The sequence below is a fragment of the Paracoccus sp. SM22M-07 genome (assembly GCF_001887735.1).
In the GTDB taxonomy this organism is placed as follows: domain Bacteria; phylum Pseudomonadota; class Alphaproteobacteria; order Rhodobacterales; family Rhodobacteraceae; genus Paracoccus.
Window position 1 is genome coordinate 160,168 of sequence record NZ_JPKW01000003.1, and the last position, 24,538, is coordinate 184,705.

Annotated in this window: 34 protein-coding genes; 15 read left to right on the forward strand and 19 right to left on the reverse strand. The window is 64.3% G+C overall.

All coding sequences use genetic code 11. The features are described 5' to 3' along the window. Position 1: 1 nt before the first annotated feature. Both IE00_RS05830 and IE00_RS05835 read right to left on the reverse strand, forming a co-directional pair. A complete protein-coding gene (locus tag IE00_RS05830) occupies positions 2 to 286 on the reverse strand; it encodes a hypothetical protein (protein WP_072296151.1) in 285 nt (94 codons plus the stop codon). Between the two features lie 38 nt (positions 287 to 324). Continuing rightward, positions 325 to 609 carry an Arc family DNA-binding protein gene (locus IE00_RS05835; RefSeq protein WP_072296152.1) on the reverse strand — a complete coding sequence of 95 codons (285 nt, stop codon included), beginning with the start codon at positions 607 to 609 and terminating at the stop codon, positions 325 to 327. An 85-nt stretch (positions 610 to 694) separates the two neighbouring features. Here IE00_RS05835 and IE00_RS20070 point away from each other — a divergent pair, with 85 nt between their 5' ends. From IE00_RS20070 to IE00_RS19695, 12 genes are all read left to right on the forward strand, one after another. Next, the gene (locus IE00_RS20070; protein ID WP_205949652.1) at positions 695 to 865 is read left to right on the forward strand and encodes an Arc family DNA-binding protein; all 171 of its coding nucleotides are present in this window, start codon (positions 695 to 697) and stop codon (positions 863 to 865) included. 69 nt (positions 866 to 934) lie between these two features. Continuing rightward, the gene (locus IE00_RS05845) at positions 935 to 1,681 is read left to right on the forward strand and encodes a phage antirepressor KilAC domain-containing protein (protein WP_083554103.1); all 747 of its coding nucleotides are present in this window, start codon (positions 935 to 937) and stop codon (positions 1,679 to 1,681) included. After that, positions 1,678 to 1,962 carry a hypothetical protein gene (locus IE00_RS05850; RefSeq protein WP_072296153.1) on the forward strand — a complete coding sequence of 95 codons (285 nt, stop codon included), beginning with the start codon at positions 1,678 to 1,680 and terminating at the stop codon, positions 1,960 to 1,962. Before IE00_RS05845 ends, IE00_RS05850 begins: the two co-directional genes overlap by 4 nt. After that, entirely contained in the window at positions 1,959 to 2,306 is a 348-nt protein-coding gene (locus tag IE00_RS05855; RefSeq protein WP_072296154.1) for a hypothetical protein, read from the forward strand. Before IE00_RS05850 ends, IE00_RS05855 begins: the two co-directional genes overlap by 4 nt. A 134-nt stretch (positions 2,307 to 2,440) precedes the next feature. Continuing rightward, positions 2,441 to 4,741: a hypothetical protein gene (locus IE00_RS05860; protein WP_072296155.1), complete on the forward strand. Its 2,301-nt coding sequence runs from the start codon at positions 2,441 to 2,443 to the stop codon at positions 4,739 to 4,741. Then, positions 4,741 to 5,130 (forward strand): hypothetical protein, encoded by a 390-nt coding sequence (locus IE00_RS05865; RefSeq protein WP_072296156.1) that lies wholly within the window; start codon positions 4,741 to 4,743, stop codon positions 5,128 to 5,130. Before IE00_RS05860 ends, IE00_RS05865 begins: the two co-directional genes overlap by 1 nt. After that, complete coding sequence (locus tag IE00_RS05870) at positions 5,130 to 5,573, forward strand: hypothetical protein (RefSeq protein WP_072296157.1); 444 nt, start codon at positions 5,130 to 5,132, stop codon at positions 5,571 to 5,573. The genes IE00_RS05865 and IE00_RS05870 overlap by 1 nt, the downstream gene beginning before the upstream one ends. Further along, on the forward strand, positions 5,566 to 5,973 hold the full coding sequence (locus IE00_RS05875; protein WP_072296158.1) for a hypothetical protein: 408 nt from the start codon (positions 5,566 to 5,568) through the stop codon (positions 5,971 to 5,973). Before IE00_RS05870 ends, IE00_RS05875 begins: the two co-directional genes overlap by 8 nt. Before the next feature lie 15 nt (positions 5,974 to 5,988). Further along, positions 5,989 to 6,246 (forward strand): hypothetical protein, encoded by a 258-nt coding sequence (locus IE00_RS05880; protein ID WP_072296159.1) that lies wholly within the window; start codon positions 5,989 to 5,991, stop codon positions 6,244 to 6,246. 2 nt (positions 6,247 to 6,248) lie between these two features. Continuing rightward, positions 6,249 to 6,740, forward strand: coding sequence for a lysozyme (locus IE00_RS05885; protein WP_072296160.1), 492 nt, complete (start codon positions 6,249 to 6,251; stop codon positions 6,738 to 6,740). After that, on the forward strand, positions 6,737 to 7,018 hold the full coding sequence (locus IE00_RS05890) for a hypothetical protein (protein ID WP_072296161.1): 282 nt from the start codon (positions 6,737 to 6,739) through the stop codon (positions 7,016 to 7,018). Before IE00_RS05885 ends, IE00_RS05890 begins: the two co-directional genes overlap by 4 nt. Continuing rightward, on the forward strand, positions 6,966 to 7,196 hold the full coding sequence (locus tag IE00_RS19695; RefSeq protein ID WP_139291344.1) for a hypothetical protein: 231 nt from the start codon (positions 6,966 to 6,968) through the stop codon (positions 7,194 to 7,196). The genes IE00_RS05890 and IE00_RS19695 overlap by 53 nt, the downstream gene beginning before the upstream one ends. Positions 7,197 to 7,774: 578 nt before the next feature. Here the strand turns inward: IE00_RS19695 and IE00_RS05895 are convergent. From IE00_RS05895 to IE00_RS05925, 8 genes are all read right to left on the reverse strand, one after another. Then, positions 7,775 to 8,071: a PRC-barrel domain-containing protein gene (locus IE00_RS05895; protein WP_072296162.1), complete on the reverse strand. Its 297-nt coding sequence runs from the start codon at positions 8,069 to 8,071 to the stop codon at positions 7,775 to 7,777. A gap of 263 nt (positions 8,072 to 8,334) precedes the next feature. Continuing rightward, positions 8,335 to 9,321 carry a methylenetetrahydrofolate reductase gene (locus IE00_RS05900; RefSeq protein ID WP_072296163.1) on the reverse strand — a complete coding sequence of 329 codons (987 nt, stop codon included), beginning with the start codon at positions 9,319 to 9,321 and terminating at the stop codon, positions 8,335 to 8,337. Beyond that, entirely contained in the window at positions 9,318 to 9,896 is a 579-nt protein-coding gene (locus IE00_RS05905; protein ID WP_072296164.1) for a methylenetetrahydrofolate reductase C-terminal domain-containing protein, read from the reverse strand. Before IE00_RS05905 ends, IE00_RS05900 begins: the two co-directional genes overlap by 4 nt. Positions 9,897 to 9,944: 48 nt before the next feature. After that, positions 9,945 to 11,576 carry an acyl-CoA synthetase gene (locus tag IE00_RS05910; RefSeq protein ID WP_072296165.1) on the reverse strand — a complete coding sequence of 544 codons (1,632 nt, stop codon included), beginning with the start codon at positions 11,574 to 11,576 and terminating at the stop codon, positions 9,945 to 9,947. Positions 11,577 to 11,580: 4 nt separating this feature from the next. Continuing rightward, positions 11,581 to 12,381, reverse strand: a complete 801-nt coding sequence (locus IE00_RS05915) for an enoyl-CoA hydratase (RefSeq protein WP_072296166.1) — start codon at positions 12,379 to 12,381, stop codon at positions 11,581 to 11,583. Beyond that, entirely contained in the window at positions 12,371 to 12,508 is a 138-nt protein-coding gene (locus IE00_RS20075; RefSeq protein ID WP_170864091.1) for a hypothetical protein, read from the reverse strand. Before IE00_RS20075 ends, IE00_RS05915 begins: the two co-directional genes overlap by 11 nt. Positions 12,509 to 12,572: 64 nt before the next feature. After that, positions 12,573 to 13,715 (reverse strand): glycine cleavage T C-terminal barrel domain-containing protein, encoded by a 1,143-nt coding sequence (locus IE00_RS05920; RefSeq protein ID WP_072296167.1) that lies wholly within the window; start codon positions 13,713 to 13,715, stop codon positions 12,573 to 12,575. Positions 13,716 to 13,920: 205 nt separating this feature from the next. Next, a complete protein-coding gene (locus IE00_RS05925; RefSeq protein WP_072296168.1) occupies positions 13,921 to 14,418 on the reverse strand; it encodes an Lrp/AsnC family transcriptional regulator in 498 nt (165 codons plus the stop codon). 305 nt (positions 14,419 to 14,723) lie between these two features. On the opposite strand from IE00_RS05925, the gene IE00_RS05930 reads away from it, so the two are divergent. Continuing rightward, a complete protein-coding gene (locus IE00_RS05930; protein WP_072296169.1) occupies positions 14,724 to 15,155 on the forward strand; it encodes a YqjD family protein in 432 nt (143 codons plus the stop codon). Between the two features lie 40 nt (positions 15,156 to 15,195). Beyond that, entirely contained in the window at positions 15,196 to 15,822 is a 627-nt protein-coding gene (locus IE00_RS05935; protein ID WP_139291345.1) for a phage holin family protein, read from the forward strand. Between the two features lie 38 nt (positions 15,823 to 15,860). Here the strand turns inward: IE00_RS05935 and grxD are convergent, their stop codons facing one another. The 3 genes from grxD to IE00_RS20080 all read right to left on the reverse strand — a co-directional run bounded on the left by grxD (position 15,861) and on the right by IE00_RS20080 (position 16,824). After that, positions 15,861 to 16,223 carry a Grx4 family monothiol glutaredoxin gene (gene grxD / locus IE00_RS05940; protein WP_072296171.1) on the reverse strand — a complete coding sequence of 121 codons (363 nt, stop codon included), beginning with the start codon at positions 16,221 to 16,223 and terminating at the stop codon, positions 15,861 to 15,863. Between the two features lie 64 nt (positions 16,224 to 16,287). Then, positions 16,288 to 16,530 carry a BolA/IbaG family iron-sulfur metabolism protein gene (locus IE00_RS05945; RefSeq protein ID WP_072296172.1) on the reverse strand — a complete coding sequence of 81 codons (243 nt, stop codon included), beginning with the start codon at positions 16,528 to 16,530 and terminating at the stop codon, positions 16,288 to 16,290. A 126-nt stretch (positions 16,531 to 16,656) separates the two neighbouring features. After that, positions 16,657 to 16,824: a hypothetical protein gene (locus IE00_RS20080; RefSeq protein ID WP_170864092.1), complete on the reverse strand. Its 168-nt coding sequence runs from the start codon at positions 16,822 to 16,824 to the stop codon at positions 16,657 to 16,659. Between the two features lie 200 nt (positions 16,825 to 17,024). Between IE00_RS20080 and IE00_RS05950 the strand changes: the two genes are divergently transcribed. After that, positions 17,025 to 17,537, forward strand: coding sequence for a superoxide dismutase family protein (locus tag IE00_RS05950; RefSeq protein ID WP_072296340.1), 513 nt, complete (start codon positions 17,025 to 17,027; stop codon positions 17,535 to 17,537). A gap of 76 nt (positions 17,538 to 17,613) precedes the next feature. Here IE00_RS05950 and IE00_RS05955 read toward each other — a convergent pair whose 3' ends face one another. The 6 genes from IE00_RS05955 to IE00_RS05980 all read right to left on the reverse strand — a co-directional run bounded on the left by IE00_RS05955 (position 17,614) and on the right by IE00_RS05980 (position 24,523). Next, the gene (locus tag IE00_RS05955) at positions 17,614 to 18,417 is read right to left on the reverse strand and encodes a hypothetical protein (protein ID WP_072296173.1); all 804 of its coding nucleotides are present in this window, start codon (positions 18,415 to 18,417) and stop codon (positions 17,614 to 17,616) included. 8 nt (positions 18,418 to 18,425) lie between these two features. Further along, positions 18,426 to 19,679, reverse strand: coding sequence for a hypothetical protein (locus tag IE00_RS05960; RefSeq protein ID WP_072296174.1), 1,254 nt, complete (start codon positions 19,677 to 19,679; stop codon positions 18,426 to 18,428). Between the two features lie 4 nt (positions 19,680 to 19,683). Further along, positions 19,684 to 20,502 carry a glycosyltransferase gene (locus IE00_RS05965; protein ID WP_083554108.1) on the reverse strand — a complete coding sequence of 273 codons (819 nt, stop codon included), beginning with the start codon at positions 20,500 to 20,502 and terminating at the stop codon, positions 19,684 to 19,686. 121 nt (positions 20,503 to 20,623) lie between these two features. Further along, positions 20,624 to 21,859, reverse strand: coding sequence for a glycosyltransferase (locus tag IE00_RS05970; RefSeq protein WP_072296175.1), 1,236 nt, complete (start codon positions 21,857 to 21,859; stop codon positions 20,624 to 20,626). Between the two features lie 97 nt (positions 21,860 to 21,956). After that, entirely contained in the window at positions 21,957 to 23,510 is a 1,554-nt protein-coding gene (locus IE00_RS05975; RefSeq protein ID WP_072296176.1) for a hypothetical protein, read from the reverse strand. Then, a complete protein-coding gene (locus IE00_RS05980; RefSeq protein WP_205949653.1) occupies positions 23,507 to 24,523 on the reverse strand; it encodes a hypothetical protein in 1,017 nt (338 codons plus the stop codon). Before IE00_RS05980 ends, IE00_RS05975 begins: the two co-directional genes overlap by 4 nt. Positions 24,524 to 24,538 lie beyond the last annotated feature (15 nt).

Below are 24,538 nucleotides of genomic sequence, written 5' to 3' on the forward strand. Positions count from 1 at the left end.
ATCAGCAGATCGGATCACCCCTCAGACGGCATGCAAAAAGTTCGATGGACTGATTATAGACGCTAATGGCATATTGGGTGTCCCTATCCTTCTGTGCATTAGACAGCGATGGGTCCACATCGACGCACTGCACATACTCGATGATCGAATTGCGATATTCATGATCAAGATATGAGACGCAGTAATCTATGGACATTTGGCTGCTGAACGTTCCAAAGGCGATCGCGCATTCCGCCATCGAGGGCAGGGGGCACTGCACCTGAGAAAGTGCGGGCTTTACCAGCATGGGCAGCATTGTTGACAGAACAACAGCTGACGCGCGCATCACTTCTTCACCGGCCTGATTAACAGTGACGAACCGTCCTTGAAGACCCGAAACCAGTGAGAGCCAACGAACACCCTCCGCTCCTGCCCGTCTTCAATGACAGCGGCGACGACCGGCCCAATATCCCCATCACCTTCTGGATAGGCGTCTTCCAACGTCGCCACGATCTCAGAGTTCATGCTGCGGTTGTTGCTCTCTGCGGCCGCCTTGATCCTGTCCCGCATTCCAGCAGGAAGGCGGACCATGAACTGTTCGGTGAGGGTTCGATTTTGCGTCTCTGACATATTGATAGCCTTAGGCGATAAAATTGTTGACGGCTATATTACCATTAGGCTATTAGTAGCATTAGGCGACTATAGAGAGGACACCATGCAAAACAGGAAGCTTGACGACAAGTTCATGATGCGGATGCCGGACGGATGGCGTGACGCAATCAAGGTCGAGGCCGCGAAGAACCGCCGGTCGATGAACGCAGAGATCCTTTCGGCCATTGAGGTGGCCATGCGCGTCAAGGGGGTGCAGCTTGAGAGCGCATCCTGAAACGAGTGAAGCCGCAGGGACTGGCATCCCCACGGCTTCGATTGAATACCCAGCAAAAGGAATTCAGCGATGAATATGCAGCAGCAGCCTGGAAAAGGCAATCTCCCGATGCACCTCTCTGGCGGTGCAGACCCGACCATGAGCAGCCGCGAGATCGCGGAGTTGGTCGAGGCGCGGCATGACAACGTCAAAGTCACGATCGAGCGCCTCTCCGAAAAGGCTATCGTGACTTTTACTGCGGTGCAGGAAAAGTCCTCAGGGGGCCGCCCAGGCACGGTTTATCACGTCAACAAGCGCGACAGCTTTGTCGTCGTCGCTCAACTGTGCCCGCAGTTCACCGCCCGCCTCGTTGATCGGTGGCAGGAACTGGAGGAGCAGAAGGCAAGTGGCACCTTGGCGCTGCCGGACTTCGCCGACCCCGGCGCCGCGGCGCGGGCATGGGCAGAGCAGTACGAGGCCAACCGCGCGCTCCAAATCGAGAGCCAAGGGAAAGACGCACTGATTGGCGCCATGCAGCCCAAGGTCGAAGCGTTCGACAGCCTGATGAACGCAGAGGGTCTCTATGGGCTGCAGAACGCAGGCCGTGTGCTGGGCGCTCGCCCGAACCTGTTCATCCGCTGGCTCAAGCAGGATTTCCTTTTCTACCAAGGGAGCGCCCTTGTCGCCCGGATGGAATACCGGCAGCGTGGTTACTTTGAGGTGAAAACCAAGGTCATCGACGAGAAGGCGCGGCCCGAGACGTTCGTCACCCCGAAAGGCTTGGAGTGGTTGCGCGGCAAGATCCCCGCCAACCTGCTGATCGGGGGCAGGGCATGAGCGACATCATTGACATCGGCACGCGGTCAAATAGCTGCGTCTCCAGAGTTTCAGTCCAAGTGTCTCAATACAGCGAAGCTAATGGCGGCAGCGAGCTTGGCACCGGTACCCTCTTCGCTGTGGAAACGCTTTTCACAGACGGGACTTGGCTTGTCGAACACTGGCACAGGGATCTCCAAGCAGCGCGCGATCACGCTCGCGCGGTTGCCGATGATCGGGGTGCGGTCGTCCTTATCAACAGCATGTGGCCGAACCGTCAGGTGATCGGGGGTGTCCAATGAAGCGTCGCGACATCCTGAGCCTTGCCCCTGCCTTGGTCATTCCGGCCGCGCTGCCTGCCAGAGCGGATGCGGAATTGACGCCGGTCATGGCGCTGTTTCGCAAGTGGCTGGAATTGGATGCGATCGAAGCAAGAGCATTTGCAGAGGGGGCAGACGAAAGCGCCCAAGACGCCGCAATCGAGAGAAAAATGGAAATCGAAAGATTGATGATGGATGCGCCGAAAGTCAGCTTTATCGACGTGGCGCTGACCGCCGTGGCTTCCAGTGACTTCGGCGGTGCGATGATCGATAGCGAGAAGCCAAGAGTTTGGCGTCACGAGGCACGTGTGCTGGCGGGCATCTGACCTCCTGCTCACCGCAGCGCTTCATAGAAGGGCCACCCTAAGGGCGGCCCTTTCCCGCGTGTCCCCAGCCGGTCCTAATATCGGGGCCATCCCCTTCATAGCGTCCTGTGCAAAGCTTCACAGGATTTTTGCGCATGACGGTTGAAAGCACCACGAACAAGGCGGGGCCTTATATCGCCACCGGAACCGGAGGCACCTTCCCCCGCCCCTTCCTTCTGCTGGACGAGGATCATCTGCGCGTTATCCGGGTGCGCGATGGCGTCGAGGCCGACATCACAAGTGTGGGCCACACCGGGATCGGTGAAGCCGAGGGCGAAGTGGTGATCGGCAGCGGCTTGGTGGCGGGCGATCTGGTCTATCTGCTGCGCGCGGTGCCGAACCTTCAACGGAGTGATTACAACGATCAGGGGCGGGTTCGTCCGGAACAGATCGAAAGTGATTTCGACCTCGTTGCGATGATGATCCAGGACCTCGCCGAGCGGCAGGGTCGGGCGCTGACGCTGAGCGTGGCCTCAGAGCTTGGCGGCGAGGCGGCGTTGCAGGCCGCCATCGATGCGCCGCGCTATGCCACGGAAGCCATGGAGGCAGCCAAGGAGGCGGCAGTCGCTACTGAGTGGTCAGTTCCAACCCTGCCTGTGCTTCTGGCCTCGACGCGGACCTATCCCGTGGGTTCGATCATTCGGACGCGCAAGGAGGGCTATGCCTTTGAGGTCATCGGCCTGGGCGATGATCCAGACCTCTTGACTGCCGGCGGGGTTTATCTCCGCGCGCTGCCCGACGCTGATGGGTTTGTGCATCTGGCGCAGTATGGCGCGATCGCGGACGGCAACCGCTACACCGGGACCGGCACCGACAACACGCTGTCGATCCGCCGGGCCTTCGCGACATCGCACAACATCAACATTGGCTGGGGCACCTTTGCGGTGCGCAACACCATCCAGAACCTGAAAGAGAACCGGATCGTGAAGGGCTCGGGCATGGGCATGTGCTGCTCGTCCCCGATCCAGGATCGCCTCTACTTCAACGCGCCGAGCTGCATTCTGGCGATCGGCGACACGGCGACGAAGCGGGTCATCACACGGCGCAAGTATCGTGCCAGCGCGGCATCGCCGAATGATCCCGCATTGGCTGCTGTCATCGAGAACTGGGGCGCGGGGTCGACCTACAAAGATTTCTCGATCGAGCTTTTCTGCGATTACACGAACATGGCCCGCACGAACCTGGGCGCGAATTGGGATGTCGGCTTCTTCAACGGTTGCCGGTCGAATGTCGGCTTGGATCATGTCTCGATCCTGGGCTATTTCCGCGCCGGCAGCACCTATTGGGACGTAACGGACGCCTATGGCCTGCCGAACGTCCTGGACATCTACGGCGTGCAGGTACCGATCCCGACTGCAGGGGCAGACGCGGGGCCGAACTATGGCCGGGGGTCCGGTTCGGATGGCTGCTGGATGCACCGCTGCGAGATCCGAGGCCGCCTGCCGCGGGTTATCCTCGGGCCAGATCGCAACCGGACAGGGGCACCGTATTACGATTGGGTCACGAATGCGACCTATGCCGATGATCGGGGTCAGTCGGGCGCCAGCGATTTCCGCTCGCGCGACTGCATCCTGCGGGCGGAACATCACAGCAACTATCGGATGAAGGACCCGATCGGCTACGGGTCGACGCTGACCTATGCCAACATGATGCTGGAGCCGGACTTCGCGCCAGCCGTGCAATACATCGACAGCGGCAACACCAACGGCGCTGACGTGGCGGGGCCAACGGCAGCGGCACGCGGCATCATCCTGGACGATCTGCGCTATGTCACCCGCGAAGCGTTCAGCACCCGCTTGGGCCAGGTGAAAGAACTCTATTTCGGGCAGCGGACCTGGGCGGAAAGCAACGGCACGCCGAGCCAGCTGTTCGACACTGCCGGGGGTGACATCTTCGCGAACCGCGTGAACGAGGATACCCACTTCTACGGCCACCTCTGCACGAACGCGGACACGGGTCGCGTCACCTGGGAGAACACGGTTCTCTCGATCTTCACCAAGTGGGTTTACAGCTGGGAATGGACCCAGCTTATTGACCGGCAAGGGCGGAAGCGTGGACTTGACTGCGGCATGGTGACAGCCCCCGCCGGGGGCAACGGCACTATCAAGATCATGACCCGCAGCGGTGGGCATATCTCGATCGTACCGGGCGGCATCGGGTCGGGGGCGGTCCTGCTGCCAGCGGCGGCGTTCCTCGCCTTTGACGTGGCGAACACGCCGCTCCTGCAGGCCGGTGGCCTGACCGGCGCCAGCGTGACGATCCTGAACCCTGAAACCACGCCGGACAACGGCAACACGCCGGACGGGAACATTTCGTTCTCGGCTTGGCCGGGCGAGATCAGGTTTCGCAACCGACTTCCGAGCGGCGAGACGTTGCTGGCCTGGAGTATCATCTGATGCGTGAGATGCTCCGCGAGCTGCTGCGCGCAGACAGTCAACGCGATCCGCACCATTGGGTCGCCACCCTTGCCGGCCATGTCTATGTCGGCATCGTCCTTTGGGGCGTGGTCGCCATGGGCCTCGATATGTGGACGGCCGCGCTGATCGTTCCGCCCGCCTACCTCCTCCTTTGGGAAGGCCTCCAGTTCTGGATGCTGGAACGGCACTACCGGACCTGGGCCTTGTTCTGGGATGGGGTCCTAGATGCTGTGGGCGTTGCCTTCGGGTGCTTCGGCGCGGCGTTCCTCGGCCTGAATTTCGACCATATGGCACTGATCTGCTTCCTCGCCCTGATGCCCGTCGCGGTCGTGGGCTGGTTCGTCCGGGAAGCGAGGCGCCCGTGCTGATGTCGATCCTGTCCTGGTGGTTCACGAATTTCAGACAGCGACGGCTGGAGTGGTGCATCGCCCTCTACACCGTGGGCTTTGGTGCGTTCCTGATGCTGCCTTTCGTCAGCTTTGCCACGGCGGGCTATCGCGGTGTGCTGACGCTGATGTCGGAGTTCAGCTGGGGGCTGGTCTACCTGCTGACCGGCATCCTTCACAACGTCGCCCTGCACGTCAATGGACGCGCCGCCTGGACGCCCTTCGCGCGTGTCGTGACCCTGTTCCTCAATAGCCAGGTCTTCCTCGCCTTTGCTCTGGCATTCGCTCACTCGAACCCGGCCGGGTCCGGGGTCTTCACCTATGCCGTGATCGCGACCCTGTTCTGTTGGGTCGCCCTTTGGGCTGCCGGGGAAGATTGCGGCCGAGAATACAAGATCTGGAAAGAAGGACGGCGGCATGCCTGAGATTGACTGGAACCAGTTCTGGCAAGGCCTTGGGCTGGCCTTCGCCGCCTGCATCATCACCCTCGCGCCATGGATCGCATCACGGAAATCCAGCGGCAAGCCGCCGGCCGACCGGGCGCCGCAGCCGCACGAGGTCAAGCGCGCGCTCTACGAGATGCACGAGAAGCTCGAACGCGGCGGCCTCGATGCCGACGCTGTCGCCAGCCTCAAGCGATCCATCGACCTGCTGACCAAGGCCAACGACATGGTGGCGGAGGAGCTGCGGCGAAACACCGAACGGCTGGACGTGAACAGCAAGTCGGCGGACCGCGTCGCTGAGCGGATCACGCCGATCCAGGACGCGGTGAAGGAGATGGCGAAGGAACTGGAATTCAGCGCGCGGATGAACCGCTCGCGATAACCGAAAGGGAAAGCCATGACCGACGAAACCACCAAAGACCCCGCCAAGAAGGATGCGGTGATCGTGACCAACTGGGCGCTGATCCTGTCCCGCGCTTGGTCGGTCCGCTTCATGGGGCTGGCCGCCGTCCTGTCGGCCATCGAGGTGGGCCTGTCTCTCTATGACGCGCAGGCCTTGGGGCTGTCGCAAGGCACCTTCGCAGCTGCATCTGCTGTCGCCACCGCTGCGGGCCTCGTCGCTCGCATCTGGGCGCAGCGCGACATGGAGGATTGACCATGTGTCTCAAGGGGAAGGCGTCCAGCCGGGGCGTCAAGAAGACCGGGGCGGTGGCCGCCGCTGTCATCGCGCTGGCCACGCCGTTCGTCGCGGGATGGGAGGGCAAGCGCAACTATGCCTATATCCCGGTGCCTGGCGACGTGCCGACGATCTGCTACGGCAGCACGGCGGGCGTCAAGCTGGGCGATTACAAGACCGACGCGGAATGCGAAGCCCTTCTCAAGCGTGAGGTGGGCGAGTTCTGGGCCCGGATGGATCCGTGCGTCGATGATGCGGTGCCGGTCAGCGTGCAGGCCAGCATTCTGGAGCTGGGCTATAACGTGGGCACCTCGGCGGCCTGCAAGTCCACGATGGTACGCAAGGCCAACGCCGGGGACTATGCCGGCGCCTGCGCCGAGCTTGACCGGTGGGTGAAGGCATCGGGCCGGACGCTCAAGGGTCTGGTGAACCGCCGCAACGCCTCGCAGGCCATGTGCGTGCGCGACCTATGACCCGCTATCTGCTGGCCGGGGCGGTCGTGCTGTCCCTCGGCCTTTGGGGCTGGTTTCAGATGCAACGGGCCGACGCGCTGGCCGTCAAGCTGGAGCAGCGCGAGGCGCAGCTAGTGGAACAGGCCCGGGTTTCCGAGATCCAGCGCCAGTCGATCAGGCGGCTGCAGGCCTTGGCCGATGGCGCTGCCCAGCTCGACCGCGAATTTCAGGAGAAGGATGGAGCCGATGACGCGCTACCTGATTATCTGCGCTCTGGCGCTGGCCGGCTGTGGCCCTGACCCGGTGCCGGTGGCCCCGCCGATCCCGGCCGACATGCTGACGCCGTGCCCCGGATGGCAGGGCCGGACGCCCGAGACGCAGGGCGAACTGCTGCGCGCCGCCTTGGCGGAGAAGACCGGGCGGCAATGCGCCAATCAGAAGATCGAGGGGATAAAGGAGATCGTCGGGCAGGGCTAATGCAATTCCCGCATTCATGATTCGTTCGTGCTATGTCTTGAGTGGGTTTCCCGCCTAGCACGTTGCAAATCATGACTATTCAAGCGGATTCAAAATCCGTTTCAGCGATGAGTGCCGGTTCGAGTCCGGCCGCCCCTACCACGCTCTTTCATCCGCGTTCCTGGTATTGTCGGCATGTGTGCAAGAATGTTGCGCTTTTGACGACGATCTCAGTTTGCAAACAGGTACACCTGCATAAAAAATCTGGTCGTTATCTGCCTGACCTATGTTGCCGCCATTTCTGCAATCTGAATTGATAGGATAGCCCTGTGCCGTCTGGTACTGGATAAAGGCAGGCATGTTTCGGCACCTTCTGTGGGCTTTCGGACTTTAGACATCGAGCGTCGATGAAAGCTTTCTGTCCACTCGGTTGGACGGCATAGGTTGACCAAATAAATCCTGCCGAAAATTGATCATGGCCTTCTCAACAAGTTCCTGATCCTTCGAACTGTATCTTGCAAAATTACGATACTGTATGAAACATAAGACATGCCTCTGCCCGCGAAAATCGTTTGCGCGGACAGAGGTGAAGCGACCGATCAGTCGCGATGCTCGGGCATCGATTTCAGTTCATCCTTGGTCCAGTTGCAGACCGCATGAACTCCGCGGTTCTCATCGCGCATCAAGTCCAGTTGGGTGACGGGAACCAAGACCGGCTTGGCGCCAATCCCCAGGAAACCACCCACGTCGATTACCACCTGAGCGCCTTGCCCCGTACCATGAGTGTGCGAGATCGTGCCGACGGTCTCGTCGCCCGGTCCATAGACGGTCGCGCCGGTCAGGACGGCTTCGGTATATTCGGAAACATCCAGGCGAGTGTGCTGTGCATGGTCCATGATATGCTCCTTGCTTGTTGTGTGCGTGAAAACGCATGCGGGAGGTCGGTGTTCCATCAACTTAAATTGGTCAAAGGCTTGGGGAACGCGATGACGCGAGCCGGTTCCGCGGCGAACATGGCCAGACGACCCATTTAAAAAAACCGAGTTGCGCTGATCCAGTACAGTGGCATCGCGAAACACCACGCCTCAGTTGCTGTCGCCCGGCCGATGTCCGGGGCACAGGCACCGCCAAAGGCGACGCATTGCGTTCCGCACAAGGCTCAGTCCGACAAATGATCCTGTCGCACGCCGGACTGGGCGATGATTTCCGAAACCAGATGCTCGCGCCGATAGGCCATGACGTGCACGCCGCTGACGCCCGCGATCTGGCGGATTTGCTGGATCAGCTCGATGCACAGGCGCTTGCCTTCTTTGCCGGGATCGGTGGCCTTCTCCATCCGGGCGATCACGGCATCGGGGATATGGACGCCAGGAACGTGGTCGCGCATCCAGCGGGCAGCCTTGGCCGAGGCCAAGGGGCCGACGCCCGCCAATATGAACACCCGCTTGTCCAGGCCCAGGTCGCGCACGCGGGCCATGAAGCGTTCAAAGGTCGGAATGTCGAAGATATAGTTCGTCTGGATGAAATCCGCCCCCGCCTCGACCTTTTTCGCCAGGCGATCGGGACGCCAGTCCAAAGGGGTGATGCAGGGGTTTTCCGCCGCGCCCAGGAACATGCGTGGCGGGCTGGTGATGCGGCGGCCCGACAGGAAGACGCCGTCGTCGCGCATCGTGCGGATGGTGCGCAAAAGCGAGATCGAGTCCAGATCGAAGACTGGGCGCGCGCCGGGCTGATCGCCCACGCCCACCCCGTCGCCGGTCAGGCACAGCACGTTGCGCACCCCCATCGCTGCCGCGCCCAACACGTCGCCCTGGATCGCGATGCGGTTCCGGTCCCGGCAGGATATCTGATAGACCGTCCCGATGCCCGCCCGCGTCAACAGGGCCGAAATGCCGATCGATGACATGTGGCAATTCGCCCCCGACGCATCCGTCGCGTTGATCGCGTCGGCGACCTGGGCCAGCGGACGCGCGGCTGCAAACACATCGGCGGGGTCGGCACTGTCAGGCGGGTTCAACTCGGCGGTGACGGCGAAACGACCTTGGCGCAGCACCCGCTCCAACCGGCTGCCTGACACGTGGCCGGGCGGTGGCGGATCATAGGACGGCTGCCAGCGTCCGAAATCGACGGGCGGGGCATTGGTCATCGGCGAGGCCTTCCGTCGGACGCCGAGCGCGGCTCGGGTGCCACGGGGGCCGCTGCCGGTTCATGGGCGCGGGCCTGCGGAAAGGCGCGGGCCATGGTGCCGCGGGGCGCATCCGCCGGGCCAGTGGGGCGCGCGGCCTTTTCGCGCGCCACGCGCAGCCAGGATGACGACCCCTCCACACTGCGATCCACGGGTGGCTGGACGTCGTTGATGCGTGCGCCGTCCCGCATCCGGGCGGCCCCGTCCCAGGCCATCACCCAGACGCAGTGCATCTGCGGATCGACCTCGCAGAAGCCGCCGGGACGCACGCCGCCGCAGGGGCCGTTCCGCAAATTCTTGGGACAGTTCATCGGGCAGGACATGCCGGTCGAAGACAGCACGCATTGCCCGCACATCCGACAGTCGAACAGCAAACCCTTGGTCAGCTTTTCGACTGCGGCCACGGGGCGTTCCAGGCGGTGATATCCGATGCGCCGGAACAGCGGGTCCAAGGCGACCAGAGCCGCCTCGAACCGGACATAGACCCATTCGAAGGTGCGGGCGTGGCGGACGGCAAAGCGGCGGATGCGATACATGCTAACCGCCCCGCCGCAGAGGCCCGCCCGATGGGCACCGATCACGCTTCATGTCGCCACGCCAAGCTGCCGGGCCTGCTCACGCAGCAGGAATTTCTGGATCTTGCCGGTCGAAGTGCGCGGGATGGACGAAAAGACGATCCGTGCCGGCATCTTGTAGGGGGCCAGATGGGCACGGCACCAGATCAGCAGCGCAGCCTCGTTTACCTGCCCGTCAGGGACCAGCTCCACGAAGGCGCAGGGACGTTCGCCCCATTTCGGGTCGGGCATCGCCACCACTGCGCAGACGGCGACGGCAGGGTTGCGGTACAGCGCCTCCTCGACCTCGATCGAGGAGATGTTTTCGCCGCCCGAGATGATGATGTCCTTGGACCTGTCCTTCAGCTGGACATAGCCGTCGGGATGGATCACCCCCAGATCGCCCGAATGGAACCAGCCGCCGGCGAATGCCTTTCGGGTGGCCTCGGGATTGCGGAAATAGCCCTTCATCACGACATTGCCGCGAAACATGACCTCGCCGATGGTCTGACCGTCGCGGGGCACGGGCTGCATCGTGTCGGGGTCCAGCACGTCCAGCCCCTCCAGCGGCAGATAGCGGACACCCTGCCGCGCCTTCAGCGCCGCCTGTTCCGAGGGCGGCAGGACCGACCAGCCGTCCTGCCATTCGTTGACGACCGCCGGGCCATAGGTTTCGGTCAGCCCGTAAAGATGGGTCACCGCGAACCCCGCCGCCTGCATGTCGGCCAGCACCTTTTCGGGCGGCGGCGCGGCGGCGGTCATGAAATGGACGGAGCGGTTCAGATCGCGCCTGACGCCCGGCTCGGCGCCCAGCAGCAGCGACATGACGATCGGTGCACCACACAGATGCGTGACGCCGTGACCCTCCAGTGCCGCCCAAATCGGCTCCGCCCGCACCTGTCGCAGACAGACATGGGTGCCGATCACCGCCGACATCGTCCAGGGAAAGCACCAGCCGTTGCAGTGAAACATCGGCAGCGTCCACAGATAGACCGCATGCCGGCCCATTGCCGTCGTCAGCGCATTGCCCTGCGCCAGCAGATAGGCGCCGCGATGATGCGACACGACGCCCTTGGCATCACCCGTCGTCCCCGAGGTGTAGTTGATCGCGATCGCGTCCCATTCGTCATCGGGCATCACCCACGCGAAATCGGGATCGCCGCCGGCCAGAAAGGCTTCGTATTCGTCCCCATCCGCGACCCCCGCCCATTCCGGATCGGCGCTGGACAAGACCAGCGGCGTCACGCGGGTCAGCGCCAAGGCCTGGCGCAGCAGTGGCCGGAATTCGGTATCGACGATCACCACGCGCGACCCGGCATGATCCAGCTGAAAGGCGATGGTGGCCGCGTCCAGGCGGGTGTTGATCGAATGCAGGACCGCGCCGCACATCGGCACGCCGTAATGCGCCTCCAGCATGGCCGGAACGTTGGGCAGCAGGACAGACACCGTGTCGCCCCGCGCGATCCCCGCCCGTGTCAGGGCCGATGCCAGCCGCCGCGACCGTGCATAAAAATCGCGATAGCTGCGGCTGATCCCGCCATGCACGATCGCCTTGTGGTCGGGAAAGACGCTGGCCGCGCGTTCCAGAAAGGTCAGCGGCGTCAACGGCTGATGGTTGGCCGGGTTGCGGTCCAGATCGGTGTTGAAGGGGTTCGCACCCATGGCCCTATCGATCCTGCCATTCGGGGCTGCGCTTGTCGATGAAGGCGCCCATGCCTTCCTGGGCGTCGCGCGCCAGCATATTGCGGACCATCACGTCGGATGCGTGGTCATAGGCGTGCGCCAGCGTCATATCCAGCTGGTCATAGAAGGCGCGCTTGCCCACGGCCAGGGTCATGGCCGATTTCGACGCGATGCTGGCGGCGATCTCCATGGTCGTCCGGCGCAGGTCGGCGGCGGGCACGGCGCGGTTGATCAGCCCGATCTGGGCTGCACGGGCGGCCGGGGTCATGTCGCCGGTCAGCAGCATCTCCATCGCGTGTTTCGGGGCCACGTTGCGCGACAGGGCGACCATGGGGGTGGAACAGAACAGCCCGATATGGACGCCCGGCGTGCTGAAGCGCGCGTCATCGGCCGCAATTGCCAGATCGCAGCTGGCCACCAGCTGGCAGCCGGCGGCGGTGGCGATGCCGGTGACTTCGGCGATGACGGGCTTGGAACAAGCCACGATGGCCTGCATGACCGCGGAACACAGCGCCATGATGCGCGCGAAATAGGCTTGGCCGCCATCGGGGGCGGCGCGCGCGGCGGTCAGCTGCTTGAGGTCGTGGCCTGCGCTGAAAGCAGAGCCATTCGCGGCCAGCACGACCACCCGCACCGCCGCATCGGTATCGGCCCGGGCGATGGCCGCCCCCAGTTCTTCCAGCATCTCCTCGGACAGGGCGTTGCGGCGCATGGGATCGTTCAGGGTCAGGCGCAGGATGCCTGTTCCGTCCAGATCTTGCAGAAGGATCGGTTCAGCCGACATGGGTGCCTCCGGGATGTTGTTGTTCAGGGGTCTTCAACGGTGCCACGACGCCCTGCGGGTCGGCCATCGATGGGGCGCCGGGGGCGATGTTATCCGCGGGCATGTCGGGAAAGAAGCCAGGTGCCATGCGTTGCCCTTCAGGCGGGTTCGACGGGTCTGTCATGGTTCTGGCTCCTTTCGGGTCATGCGGTTCAGGCCGCGGCGATGGACTTCTTGGGGTCGTAGAACGGCTGTTCGACGATGGTGGCGGCCATCACGCCGGCGCGGGTCTGGACCTGGACGCGGGCGCCCAGACGGGCCGCGGCGACCGACAGCATCGCCAGTGCGATATTCTGTCCAAGTCGCGGCGAATGGATGGCCGAGGTAACCTTGCCCACGGTCCGTCCGTCAAGGGTCACGGGCCAGAAGGTGGTGTTCGGACCCGCCAGCGGTTCGCCCTCGATCACCAGGCCGACCTGGCGGCGGGCCGGACCTTCGTCCCTGATGCGGCGCAAGGCGGCCTTGCCGATGAAATCGGCCTCGGTATCCAGGTTCACCAGCCGGTCCAGTCCCAGCTCATAGGGGTTGGTGTTGATGTCGGCATCGGCGTGATAGGACAACATTCCCCCCTCGATCCGGCGGATCGACGACGTGTGCCCCGGTTTCAGACCGATCGGGCCACCGACGGCCATGATCTTTTCCCACAATTCGTCCCCGCGACTGCTGTCCTGCAGATACAGCTCGTATCCCAGTTCGCTGGACCAGCCGGTGCGCGACACGATCAGCGGGATGCCGTCCAGTTCGACCTGGCGCAGCCAGTAATAGCGCAGGTCCGTGATGGCGTCGCCGAACAGCGCCCGCATCACCTGACCCGATTTCGGCCCCTGCAGCTGCAGAGGCGATACGTCCGGTTCCCTGATCGTGACGTCCATCCCCGAATGCACCGCGACCCCCTGTGCCCACAGCAGGATGTCACTGTCCGCCAGTGATATCCAGAAATGGTTTTCCGCCAAGCGCAGCATGATCGGGTCGTTCAGGATGCCGCCCTGGGCATTGGTGATCAGGACGTATTTGCACTGTCCGACCGCCATCTTGGACAGATCGCGCGGCGTCAGCAGTTGGGCAAAGCGGGCCGCGTCGGGGCCGGTGATCTCGACCTGGCGTTCGACGGCCACATCGCACAGGATCGCTTCGTTGATCAGGTTCCAGAAGTTCTGGACAGGGTCCCCGAAATCGCGCGGAATATACATGTGGTTATAGACCGAAAACCCCGTGGCGCCCCATCTGACCGTCGCGTCGAAATAGGGGGATTTGCGGATCTGCGTGCCGAAACCGAAATCTTGCGTCTGTGTCATCTGTCGTCTTCTTTCGCGCAACATGGGCCGATGCGGGCCGGGGATGATGGGGCCGATGACGCGATCTAAGCGCGGATTTTCTGACATCGCGGGCTGAAATCGGATCGGGATACGCCCGGACGGTCTGTTCTTGCCGGGTTGTTCAGACCGTTCGGTCAGCTGGCCTCAGACGATCCGGCGCGGGACGCGGCTCCTGCAAGGGCGCTCAGTCCTGCGCGGCGGTCTGGCGCATCAATCCGACGATATCCGGCTGCGCGGATTTGACCTGTCGGGTGACGATATAGGTCATGTAGCGCTGGATCCCCAGTTCGGCCTCCAGCATGGTTTCCATCAGCGTCTGAAAGGCAGCCAGGTTCGGGGTAAGGACCTTGAGGACGTAATCCATCCCGCCACCCGTCGCGATGCATTCGGTCACCTCGGGCAGGGCGCGGATATGGGTCTCGAAACGGTCGAAATCGACCTTGCGATGCAGGGCCAGCGATATCGTGACGATGACCTGCGAAAAGCTTCCGATCCGTTCCAGCGCGATATCGGCATGATATCCGCGGATCAGGCCGGCTCCCTTCAGCCGCGTCAATCGTGCCAGACAGGGGGTGGGCGACAGGTTGACGATCTCGGCCAGCCGCGTCTTGCTGAGCTGACCGTGCTTCTGGACGGCTGCAAGGATGCGGATATCCGTCGCATCAAGACCAATCCTGCTCATGTCTCATCCCCCCTGTGGACAGCCGCGCGTCAGCCGATCCTTGTGGATCTTGTGTCGATGGGGCGCGTCCGTCCTGCCTGCCGCTTGGCGCATTATCAGCATGCCGTGCCGGAATTGTGCAACCGGCTTCATCGGCAGGCTGATCCGGGCCGGTGCCGCAATGGCAAGACCCGCGCGGCCTGCGCGCAGGACGCGTTGGGGTATCCGGGGCTGTCAACAAAGATTTTTGATCCGGTCGGGAACAATCATCTTGCACATTTGTTTGTCCATCGAAGGTGAAACGACACCGATGAAAGGATTTTACGATGGCAAATTCGACCTCCGCCGACGACGTCAAGCGCGACGCAGCAGCCGCCGCACAGGAAGCCAAGAACGACCTGAACGAGGGTGCGCGCAAGGTGCAGAACGACGTTCGGGACACGGTAAACAACCTGGCGAACAACTCGGGCGCAGATCGTCTTGCACAGCGCGGTTCGGAACTGGCCAATGACGCGGTCGAGGCGGGGCGCAACTATGCCGATCGCGCACGCGAAACCGGCCAGGAATATGCCGAGCGCGCACGCCTGGAGGCCGAGCGTCTGTACGACGCCGGTCAGCAGAAGGCCCATGAAGCCGCGATCTATGCCGAAGAGCGCTATGACGAAGTGTCCGAAATGGTTCGCCGCAATCCGGCGCAATCCTTGGGCATCGCGGCTGGCGTCGGCTTCCTGGTCGGCCTGCTGATCGCGCGTCGCTGAGCCGCAGATGTTTGATTTTGCCCGCAATGCAAAACTCGCTTTGACGGACAAGGCCCGCCGTGCGGCACTGAAAGGTGTCGCCGGTCTGGTCGGTGCCGTCGGCCTTGGTTTTCTGGTCGCGGCACTGTGGTCCTATCTGGCAACCGAACTTGACTGGGGTGCCGCCTTGGCGTCGCTGGCCATCGGTGGTGGCTTTGTGGTCATCGCGCTGGTGCTGATCGCCATGTCATCGCGTGAAAAGCACAAGATGCCCAGTTCCGATGATCTCAAGAAAGAGGTCGAAGCACGGGTCTCGCTTGCCACCGATGCCGCTGTTGCCCGGGCACGGTCCGAAGCCGACAAGGTTGTCGCCACGGTCGAATCCAAGGCGCATTCGCTGATGGACGAGGCAGGGTTTCGCGCCGCCAAGCTGGCCAACGATACCGAACGCCGGGTCTTTGGCACGGTGCGGGACACGGCAACGTCGTTGGGGCTGTCGACAAGGAATATCCAGTCGGCACAGCGTTCGACGGAGAAATTCGTCCAGCAGGCGCGTCAAAGCTCGAACAGCAACGCCGGAAGCATGGCCAAGCTGATCGGTGCCTTCGCGGTCGGCATCACCTTGGCCGCCAAGGTACAGGAAAGCCGCCGAAGCGATATCTATCACGATCCAGACGACGTGATCTGACAGAAAAAAAGGGCGCCTTTGCGGCGCCCTTTTTCATATCAGGCGTTTGCTTCGCGGATCTTGTCCGCCGCCGCCTGATCATATTCGATGCCTTTCTGCGCGAACAGCTGGTCCAACTCGCCCGACAGGGTCATCTCGGTGATGATGTCGCAGCCGCCGACGAATTCACCATTCACATACAACTGCGGGATCGTCGGCCAGTCCGAAAAATCCTTGATGCCCTGACGCAGGTCCTGATCGGCCAGAACGTTCACGTCCTGAAACGACACGCCCATATAGTTCAGCACCCCGGCAACCCGGCTGGAAAATCCGCATTGCGGCATTTCCTTGGTGCCCTTCATGAACAGAACCACCGGGTTCGTGTCGATGATTTCCTTGATATTCGTGGTCACGTCGCTCATTTGCGCAATCCTCTTGGTCGCGGGCCCTGTGATCGAAGGGCCGGAATTCGGGGCAGGGACCGCCTCAGGCGGGTGCCTTGGTGGTCAGCGCCAATGCGTGCAGCGCACCGGCCGGGCCATCCATCTTGCCTTGCAGCGCGGCATAGACGGCGCGCTGCTGCTGGACCCTGTTCTGGCCGCGGAAGCTTTCATCGATAACCTCGGCGGCATAGTGGTTTCCGTCGCCGGCCAGATCGGTGATCGTGATCTTCGCATTGGGAAATGCGGCCTGGATCAGGGCTTCGATGTCATGGGCTTCCATCGCCATCGGGTGTTCCTTCTGTCATTCGTGTCAGATGTAGGGGATGGCAATCCGCCTCGCAAGGCCATGCGAAAGGCCGCGCCCCGGTTTGGGGCACGGCCTTGTCATCATCCTGCGGATCGGTGGAGGCGATCAGTTCATGCCGCCAAGGGCACCGGCCGTCCCGCCGACAACCGCACCGACGGGTCCGGCGACGACGGCACCGCCCACCCCACCCGTGGCGGCCCGTTCCGTCGTGGTGTCGCCGCAGGCCGACAGGGTCAGGATGGCGGCGGTCAGTCCAAGGGTCACGAAGCGCATGGTCAAATCCTTTGATCGGGGAATGTTCACTCTGCAAATTGACGCGGAAACCCCGCCAAAGTTCCCGTTTTGACGCGTGATCGGTCGGAAAACAGCATCTTGGGATTGTCTGCTGAAGGGTTGCGGCGCCCTGCGGATGGAACATCGTCCGCCCCGCGCCGTTGATTGGGCAGAACCGACACAACACACAGGATGACATGATGACCCGCGTTAAAACAGCCACCCTTCTTGCCATTCTTGCCGCCGGTCCGGTGATGGCGGCCGAAACCACATCCTTGTCCGCCGATCTGGCCGATGGTCAGGACAATGCCCGCGGTACGGTCGAAGCGACCGAAACGCCGTCCGGCATGATGCATGTCAAGATCCAGCTGATGGATGTGCCGCAAGGCATCTATGGCGCGCACCTGCATGAAACCGGCCTGTGCGAGGGCCCCGATTTCAAAAGCGCCGGCGGCCATCTGGCCCAGGATGGCGAAGACCATGGCGTTTTGTCGGAAAACGGCCCCCATATCGGGGACATGCCCAATGTCCATGTCCCCGAGAACGGAGCCATCATCGTCGAATATTTCATCCCCGAACTGGGCGCAGACCTGATTTCGGATGATGACGGCACGGCCTTCATGCTGCACGCGCAGGCCGATGATCTGACCTCGCAACCGTCGGGCGACGCGGGCGACCGGATGCTGTGCGGCGTTCTGGCCGAAGCCAGCTGATCCGGGACGCAATTCCACGCGGCGGGGCATTTCGCCCTGCCGTGCGGGCTTCGCGGGCCATCAATTGTCCGCGCCTTCAAAATCCGACATACCAGCCGATCTGAACGCCGGGCCGCACCGTCAGGCGGTCGCGATCCTGCTGCCAGCGATAGTCCGATTGCAGCCGTGCGGATGCGAAGACCTCTCCGGTCGGCAAGGGGCGGCGCAGCTTGATACCTCCACCCAAGACAAGCTTGTTGTTGTAATCATTCCCGTCCAGATCCCATGCCATGTCGACATCAAGGAATGGCGATATCAGTAGACCGGCGCGCCCCAATGTCAGGTCGCGGGACAATTCGCCCCCCATCGTCAGCACCAGGTTCCGGTCGCCATCCTGCAGGGATCCCGGATAGGCCAGCGTGCCATAGCTTTTCAGGATCGTGCCACGCATCGGCAGACCCCACATCCGCAGCCCCGGTTCGGCCTCGCGATAGCGATAGTAGTAATAGTCCAGCGCCGCCCGCAGCCCCTGCTGGCGCAGACCCGTGTCGCGTTCACGGGCCCAGTCGTGGCGCAGGCTGAGCGTGACATTCAGCGCGGGGGTCACCTGACGCGACCATGCCAGCCCGACGCCGATCTTGGATGTGCTGTTATAGCCATGCCCGGCCGAATCCGTGACGGCATTGCCCAAGGCAAAGATCGTCATCCTGTCCTTGGTGGTCCGGTACAATGTCCGGTCGATCTTGCCCCAGGCCTCGCCGAAGGCATTGCCGTCATCATGGGCCTGGTTCGAATTGGGCAGGCGCAGGATGCCCCCGGTTGCGCCGGTCCAAGGCTTTTCCTGGCTCGATGCCGGGGCGGCATCTGCAAGCAGGATCGCCAGCAGGGCAAAAAGGCGCATCACCCCGATCATGGTCTGATCCCAACCGATGCGGGCTGTGGGCGTTGTGATCGTGCGGGCAACAGCAGCACCATGGCCAGGCCCAGTGCCGCGGCGCCTTGGGCGACCAGCTTGGTGATCAGGAACCCCTCCAGGGTGGCATGGGGCAGGGCGATTATGGCCAGCCCCTGGCACGCGGCCCCCGCCGTCAGAATGGCCAGACCGCGCCAGTCACCTTGCGCCAACATCAGCGTCGCGGCCATATAGCCGAAGGTGAACAGCGCCGCAGCCCCCGAGGCCATGCCAAGGCCGGTCGCCGCCGCCGCATATTGCGGCCCGACCAGCGCGTTCAGCACCCATGTCGGAAAGACGGTCGCGGCCAGAAGGCAGGTTGCCGCCACGGCCCCGGAAAGCAGGATGATGGGACGGACTGCCGGACCCAGAGGGGCACCTTGGGCTCGGGCCAGCGCCACGGCCGGCAGCAGGACGGAGGCCAGACCGAAACAGGCATAGAATTGCACCCGCTGGAACAGGCACAGCGCGGCGACCAATCCCGTCTGGTCCGCCGGAAGCACCAGCCAGGCCAGCAGGACATCCGCGTCCAGCGCCCCCAACTGGGCCGCCTGCAGGGCCGCGAAGGGAAGCGATGCGACCACCAGTCGGCCGACCGGCAGATTGGCCGGTGCGTGGCGGCGCAGCGCGGGCATCACCACGCTACGGTCCAGAACCAGCCACGCCGCCCCGATCGACAGTGCCAATGCCAAAACGACGCCCCCCATGCCCAGCCCGGCCTGCCAGGCCAGCACAGCGCCCAGCAGCCGGAACAGCATCTCGGCCTGGGCTGACACGACGACGGGGACCGCCTGCATCCGACCCAGGGCCAGCCCGCGCAGGATCGACAGCGGCATCGCCACGGGCAGTGCCATGAAAAGCAGGACCCAAGGCGCGGCATCGCGCCCCTGAAGCGCCAACCAGACAGCCGCCCCCAGGATCGACAGGATCAGGCCGGGTAGCAAGGCGCGGCGGGACAGGCGCGCCAAGGCCGCTTCCTGCGCGGCGCGGCGGTCGGGGGCGGCGTCGGCCATCTGGTGGCTGGCGGCCATGCGCAGGGCCTCCAGAAGGCCCATCCCGCCCAGAAGAACCGTCAGGCAGGCGGCCAGAAGGGCGAAATCGGTGGGGCTCATCCAGCGCCCGAACAGCATGTTGAAGACCAGGTTGCCCAGGTTTGCCAGGTTCGAGGACAGGAAGATCAGAAGGGCGGTCGATGCGGCGGGGATGCGCATGGCGTCAGGCCGCCCTGCCGTGGGGCCGCGACGGCGCCAGGCGGTTGCGCCCGATCAGCCGCAGCATCAGCAAGCCGCTGGACAGGACGGCGCGGCTGGTGACCTTGGAACCGGGAACCTCGTGCCATTGGGTCAGGGGCAGTTCGAAAAAGGCCTCGCGCGGGCTGGCCCAACGGTTTGACAGCCGGGCGAACAGCTCGACGTCGAACAACCAACCGCTGTCGAAGGGGCGGGCAAGGGCCGCGCGCAAATCGTCCGAATTGCGCATCAGCTTGGCGCCGCACTGGCTGTCGCCCACGGACAGGCCGATGGCCGCGCCTGCCAGCGTCGCGCAGATGCGTGAAATGATCCGCCGCATCGCGCTGCGCCGGATGCGGTGGCCCAGCAGCGCCCGGCGCGACCCAAAGACCATCTGAACCTCGGGCAGGCGGATCATCACCCGGCGGAAATCCTCGATCGCGTCCAGAGGCGTCGAAAGATCGGCGTCCCAGTATCCCACCAGCTGGGCGGCATCCGGCCCGGTGCAGGCTTTCAGCAGGCCCTGGCGGACGGCCTCGGCCTTGCCCTGATTGCGGGACAGGGGCAGAACGCGGACCCGCCCGGGCGCAGCGGCGGCAAGGCGCTGCAGCACCGACAGCGTGGCGTCGCTGCTGCCGTCATCGACGCAGGTCAGGCGAAGCCCCGGCGTCGCATCCAGGGCGCCCAGAAGGGCATCGATGTCCAGACGGCGTTCCTCGTTGAAGCAGGGGATGACGATGTCCAGCGACAGGATTACGGCAGGCTGGACGGCACGCGACGGGGTGATGATCGAAAGCATCTGCATGGCGACTTTCCTTGGCGGGTGGCTGTCACCGTTGTCGCGGCTTTCGCTGCATCTCGCCCGGTCGCGTCCGGTATGGTCGGACGGGCATCCGCAGAGGTCCTGCCCGTCCGCAACAAGGGCGTTAACCTTTCGGACAGTCGCCTTGCTGTCCGCTGGGGCAGGCCGATGATCCGATCGGCTGCAACGCGATCATGCGCCGGACGTGATAGGCGGCGACATCGGCGATGGGCATCTGGGCCGATGCGGCCAGGTTGCTGTCGGCCAGAGCCTGTGCCGAATCGGCATCGGTCAGCATGCGGGCGATCGCGCGCGCCATGTCGGCCGCATCGCCGGCCGCAAAATGCGCCCCGTCCAGGCCTTCGTCGCGGCAGACATCGACGAAATCCCCGATATGGGGAAAGACGGGGACGGCCCCCAGGCTGGCCGCCTGATGCAGCACGCCCGAACTGCCCGTCGTGGCGGAATAGTCAAAGACCGCCAGCCGGGCCTGACCGAAGAAATCCTCGATCTGGTTTTCGGGAAGATAGCCGTGGAACCGCACGCGCGGATCATGCTGTCGCGACGCCGCAATGCCCGCGACATAGCCCGGCGTCGCGGGATGATCGCCACCGCCGACATGCAGCTTGACATCGGCGAAGCCTGGGCCTTGCCGCAGGATGTCAAAAGCCTCCAGCAGGGTCTCGAGCCGCTTGTAGGTTCCGAACTTGCCCATGGTGACGATACGCGGCGGGCGTGAGGAAAGGGGCATGGGGCGGCGGGGCGCCTGCGCGAAGGTGCCATGCGGCACCAGATCGACGCGCGCCTGCGGATGCCGCGCCCCCAGCAGGTCGCGATAGCTGCGCAGCGTGACGGTGGTATAGCTGGCGGCCAGCATGGCGCGGGTCACGACCGCCGCCCCAGCCCGCACGACGCCCTGGCGCAGGCGCTGGCCCTGCAGCTGGGTCTTGTCCAGATCCATCCCCGCCAGGATGTTGTGCGCGATGACCCCGCTGGGCCGCCCGATGCGGGCAAGGGCCGGGGCCAGCAGGCCCAGGGCCGCCGAAATTTCGCGGTCGCCGAAGCTGCCCATCTGAAGGTTCCAGATGACGCCGTCGGGCGCCTGTTGCGACAGGCATCGCAGCAGGCATGGTGTGGTCCCCAGGCTGTTGAACCGCCAGACCCGCTTCAGGGTCAGGTTTGCCGGCAGATCGGTTGGGTTCAGGTCGGCCGTTCCGTCCTCCAGCCGGTCGGCCAGCACGACCAGGTCCGCGACATCGGGGTGTTTGGCCAGTGCCAGCGCAAGGTGCCAGCCATATTCGTTCAGGCTCTGCCGTCCCGGTGGGAAGGCAGTCACAAGGGCAAGTCGGATGCGGGGCATGACATCGGCCTTTCTGCTGTCAGCAAATACGCCTGTTCATACGCCCCTGCGTTGTATCACGCGCGGTTTCCTGTGCATCGGCGGGCGGTGCATCGGGTCAGTCGGCTATGCTTTCGGATGGGGCGGCGCTGAAATGGCGGCGCAGGACGTCGGCGGCCGGCTTTTCGCGACCGTGGATGTCCACCATCCCGTAAGCGGCCTGCCGTTTGCGGATCAGGGGATTGGCGCCGACCGCACCGGGATCGACCCGGACGAAATCGGTCAGCGTCCAGACCATCACGGCATCGGCGGGCCGGGGCGCGTTCAACAGCGCGTCCAGACGCGCGTCCAGCGCCTGGGCCTGGGCCGTTTCGGATGCTGGCCATCCCAGCAGCGCGTCATAGGAGGTGTATCCGATCTCCGTCACCAGAACCGGTTTGTCGCCCGCCGCCTGATGCGCCGCCTGCAGGGCCGACAGGCTTTCGCCCGGCGGCGTGTAGTCGTGATAGCTGATCGCATCCAGCAAGGGTGCCAGTACCCCCGCATATCGCGCCGAAGACCAGCCGACGGTCACCGGCAGATCCGGCGCCAGCAGCCGGACCTGGAACAGCATGGTCAGCAGCCATGCCTCGACCTGGCCTTGGCCATGGCTTTCGAAATCCAGATCGGGTTCGTTCTTGAGGTCGATCATCGCCACGCTGCCCTTGGCCGCCAGGATCGGCAGGACATTGGCCAGCATCACCGCATCCTGCCCCCACAGGCCGGTGCGATATCCGGGCCGCTGGTCGAACAGCGTGGGCACGACCTGCAGCCCCTCCAGCTGGGCCACGGCCAAAAGGCGGGCCAGGTTCTGCAGCGCGTCGGATGGGTCGGGGGCGGTGAAATCGTCATGCGTCAGAAAGATCCGCACCGATGTGCCGCCCAGGGCGCGGATGCGTGCGAAATCGGTCCGGACCTGCAGGATGTCGAAATTCGGCCAGAACCGCCGCCAAGGCCGGTCGGCGGGGAAATAGTTCAGGCCGTTGCCCAGGGCGGGATGGTCCTGTCGCAGCGCGGGCAGCGCGGGCAGCGCGGCAGGCAGACCGGCATCGCGCTGGTACTGATAGACGCGCCAGCCGCTGCTTTCGTTCATCAGGGTGATGATGCCTGCGTCCTCTGTCACCTCATGGTGCAGCAGCGTGGTCGCCGAGGCGATGTGGCGCGAGACCCGCATCCGCAGCCGTGCCTGAAAGACCGACCCATCCCGATGGAAGAAGGTCGGTTGGGCGGTGATCGACAGGACTGCCATCCGTCCGCCCCCGGCCTGCGCATCCGCGACCGACCGGCGCGCCCGCCCAAGCGCGACGCCGCTGAAGGCGTCCGACAGCAGATCGGGGGTGCCCTCGTCCTGGGCCACGGTCAGCAACTGCCATGCGGCGGTGATCGCGCGACCGATCTGGACCGCATCGCCTTCGGTCAGAGGACGCGCCAAGGCTGCGCGGGGGGCCTGCCAGTCGACCATGTCGCGCGCGCCCGGCACGGGCGTGACAGCCTCGGCCAGATAGCGATGGGTCACCTCGCGCTCCTCCAGCTGGCGATAGACCTCGGCGGTCGCGCCAAGCGCGGCCCACAGACCCGCCACGAAGACCAGCGCGGCCGCGACCTGCGCGGCGATCCTGACGCGCCGGATCATTCGCTGGCCTCGATCGGGGCGGGCGGGGGCAGGCCGGGGGCAACCCGACGGCGTTCCGACAGCCCCGGCAGATCCAGCTGCAGCATCATCGGACCAAGGCCCGCAGGCCGGGGCAGCTGCAGTTCGACCTGGCCATCCCGCAACCAGCCAGTCGCGATGCCGTCATCGGTCGTCACACGGACCGGGGTGCCATCGGGCATCAGGTGTCCGTCCTGCGTGCCGATGGGGCCTATGCGCAGGACCATCAGATCCAGGGCCCCAAGGGACCATGCCGCAATCGGCGGGGCGGGCAGGGGAACCACCCGCCCGAAATCGATCGGCGCGACAGGCCCCTGCTGCGCCCCAAGCGCCATCCGCGCATCCTGTGTCCCCTGCATGTCGCGGGGCACCAGGACGGTCTGCGCGCGTCCGGCCAGGGTCACGGGCGTGGCAAGCGCGGCCCCATTTGCGCCCAGCATCGTCAGGTCCAGCGCGATCCCGTCGGGAACGACGTTGCCATGGCGGTCGGTCAGGGGCAGGCTTTCCAGCTGCAGCAGGTCAATCCGGGCCGATGGGGGTTCGGGGGCCCGGATCCGGGGGACAAGCGCGGACAGATCCGCCGTCACCGCCAGATCGGCGGGCGGGCTTTGGCGGTCGCCGATCTGGGCACCCACGGTCATGCGGCGCGCCTTGGGTGGCGGCAGGTGCAGGATGTCGGCGATGCCGTTCCGCGTCCGTTGGTCGGGCAACGTGCCGTCCGGCATGCTGAAGGTCGTGATCTGCCCATCGCGGACAAGGTTGCCGTGCTGGTCCAGACCCAGGGCGACCAGATGCGCCCTGTCACGCCCGGCCACCAGCAGCTTCGGCCCCGCAAACAGCAGGACGGTGGCCGGATCGCCGGGATCTGCCGGTGCGCCGCCCGTGGGGGCATCCGTCCATGTCGCCCGATCTGGGCCCAGAAGCCGCGTGGGCAGGATGCCGAAGCCGTCGGTGACGACCGGTTCGGCCCCGGCGGGGCCGGCCAGCAGGATCATCATGCATAGGGGTCG

Excerpts from the sequence above, each read along its gene's own strand:
- IE00_RS05830 (WP_072296151.1), bottom strand. The coding sequence starts at position 286 with ATGCTGGTAAAGCCCGCACTTTCTCAGGTGCAGTGCCCCCTGCCCTCG.
- IE00_RS05835 (WP_072296152.1), bottom strand. The coding sequence starts at position 609 with ATGTCAGAGACGCAAAATCGAACCCTCACCGAACAGTTCATGGTCCGC.
- IE00_RS20070 (WP_205949652.1), top strand. The coding sequence starts at position 695 with ATGCAAAACAGGAAGCTTGACGACAAGTTCATGATGCGGATGCCGGAC.
- IE00_RS05845 (WP_083554103.1), top strand. The coding sequence starts at position 935 with ATGAATATGCAGCAGCAGCCTGGAAAAGGCAATCTCCCGATGCACCTC.
- IE00_RS05850 (WP_072296153.1), top strand. The coding sequence starts at position 1,678 with ATGAGCGACATCATTGACATCGGCACGCGGTCAAATAGCTGCGTCTCC.
- IE00_RS05855 (WP_072296154.1), top strand. The coding sequence starts at position 1,959 with ATGAAGCGTCGCGACATCCTGAGCCTTGCCCCTGCCTTGGTCATTCCG.
- IE00_RS05860 (WP_072296155.1), top strand. The coding sequence starts at position 2,441 with ATGACGGTTGAAAGCACCACGAACAAGGCGGGGCCTTATATCGCCACC.
- IE00_RS05865 (WP_072296156.1), top strand. The coding sequence starts at position 4,741 with ATGCGTGAGATGCTCCGCGAGCTGCTGCGCGCAGACAGTCAACGCGAT.
- IE00_RS05870 (WP_072296157.1), top strand. The coding sequence starts at position 5,130 with ATGTCGATCCTGTCCTGGTGGTTCACGAATTTCAGACAGCGACGGCTG.
- IE00_RS05875 (WP_072296158.1), top strand. The coding sequence starts at position 5,566 with ATGCCTGAGATTGACTGGAACCAGTTCTGGCAAGGCCTTGGGCTGGCC.
- IE00_RS05880 (WP_072296159.1), top strand. The coding sequence starts at position 5,989 with ATGACCGACGAAACCACCAAAGACCCCGCCAAGAAGGATGCGGTGATC.
- IE00_RS05885 (WP_072296160.1), top strand. The coding sequence starts at position 6,249 with ATGTGTCTCAAGGGGAAGGCGTCCAGCCGGGGCGTCAAGAAGACCGGG.
- IE00_RS05890 (WP_072296161.1), top strand. The coding sequence starts at position 6,737 with ATGACCCGCTATCTGCTGGCCGGGGCGGTCGTGCTGTCCCTCGGCCTT.
- IE00_RS19695 (WP_139291344.1), top strand. The coding sequence starts at position 6,966 with ATGACGCGCTACCTGATTATCTGCGCTCTGGCGCTGGCCGGCTGTGGC.
- IE00_RS05895 (WP_072296162.1), bottom strand. The coding sequence starts at position 8,071 with ATGGACCATGCACAGCACACTCGCCTGGATGTTTCCGAATATACCGAA.
- IE00_RS05900 (WP_072296163.1), bottom strand. The coding sequence starts at position 9,321 with ATGACCAATGCCCCGCCCGTCGATTTCGGACGCTGGCAGCCGTCCTAT.
- IE00_RS05905 (WP_072296164.1), bottom strand. The coding sequence starts at position 9,896 with ATGTATCGCATCCGCCGCTTTGCCGTCCGCCACGCCCGCACCTTCGAA.
- IE00_RS05910 (WP_072296165.1), bottom strand. The coding sequence starts at position 11,576 with ATGGGTGCGAACCCCTTCAACACCGATCTGGACCGCAACCCGGCCAAC.
- IE00_RS05915 (WP_072296166.1), bottom strand. The coding sequence starts at position 12,381 with ATGTCGGCTGAACCGATCCTTCTGCAAGATCTGGACGGAACAGGCATC.
- IE00_RS20075 (WP_170864091.1), bottom strand. The coding sequence starts at position 12,508 with ATGGCACCTGGCTTCTTTCCCGACATGCCCGCGGATAACATCGCCCCC.
- IE00_RS05920 (WP_072296167.1), bottom strand. The coding sequence starts at position 13,715 with ATGACACAGACGCAAGATTTCGGTTTCGGCACGCAGATCCGCAAATCC.
- IE00_RS05925 (WP_072296168.1), bottom strand. The coding sequence starts at position 14,418 with ATGAGCAGGATTGGTCTTGATGCGACGGATATCCGCATCCTTGCAGCC.
- IE00_RS05930 (WP_072296169.1), top strand. The coding sequence starts at position 14,724 with ATGGCAAATTCGACCTCCGCCGACGACGTCAAGCGCGACGCAGCAGCC.
- grxD (WP_072296171.1), bottom strand. The coding sequence starts at position 16,223 with ATGAGCGACGTGACCACGAATATCAAGGAAATCATCGACACGAACCCG.
- IE00_RS05945 (WP_072296172.1), bottom strand. The coding sequence starts at position 16,530 with ATGGCGATGGAAGCCCATGACATCGAAGCCCTGATCCAGGCCGCATTT.
- IE00_RS20080 (WP_170864092.1), bottom strand. The coding sequence starts at position 16,824 with ATGCGCTTCGTGACCCTTGGACTGACCGCCGCCATCCTGACCCTGTCG.
- IE00_RS05950 (WP_072296340.1), top strand. The coding sequence starts at position 17,025 with ATGACCCGCGTTAAAACAGCCACCCTTCTTGCCATTCTTGCCGCCGGT.
- IE00_RS05955 (WP_072296173.1), bottom strand. The coding sequence starts at position 18,417 with ATGCGCCTTTTTGCCCTGCTGGCGATCCTGCTTGCAGATGCCGCCCCG.
- IE00_RS05960 (WP_072296174.1), bottom strand. The coding sequence starts at position 19,679 with ATGCGCATCCCCGCCGCATCGACCGCCCTTCTGATCTTCCTGTCCTCG.
- IE00_RS05965 (WP_083554108.1), bottom strand. The coding sequence starts at position 20,502 with ATGCAGATGCTTTCGATCATCACCCCGTCGCGTGCCGTCCAGCCTGCC.
- IE00_RS05970 (WP_072296175.1), bottom strand. The coding sequence starts at position 21,859 with ATGCCCCGCATCCGACTTGCCCTTGTGACTGCCTTCCCACCGGGACGG.
- IE00_RS05975 (WP_072296176.1), bottom strand. The coding sequence starts at position 23,510 with ATGATCCGGCGCGTCAGGATCGCCGCGCAGGTCGCGGCCGCGCTGGTC.
- IE00_RS05980 (WP_205949653.1), bottom strand. The coding sequence starts at position 24,523 with ATGATCCTGCTGGCCGGCCCCGCCGGGGCCGAACCGGTCGTCACCGAC.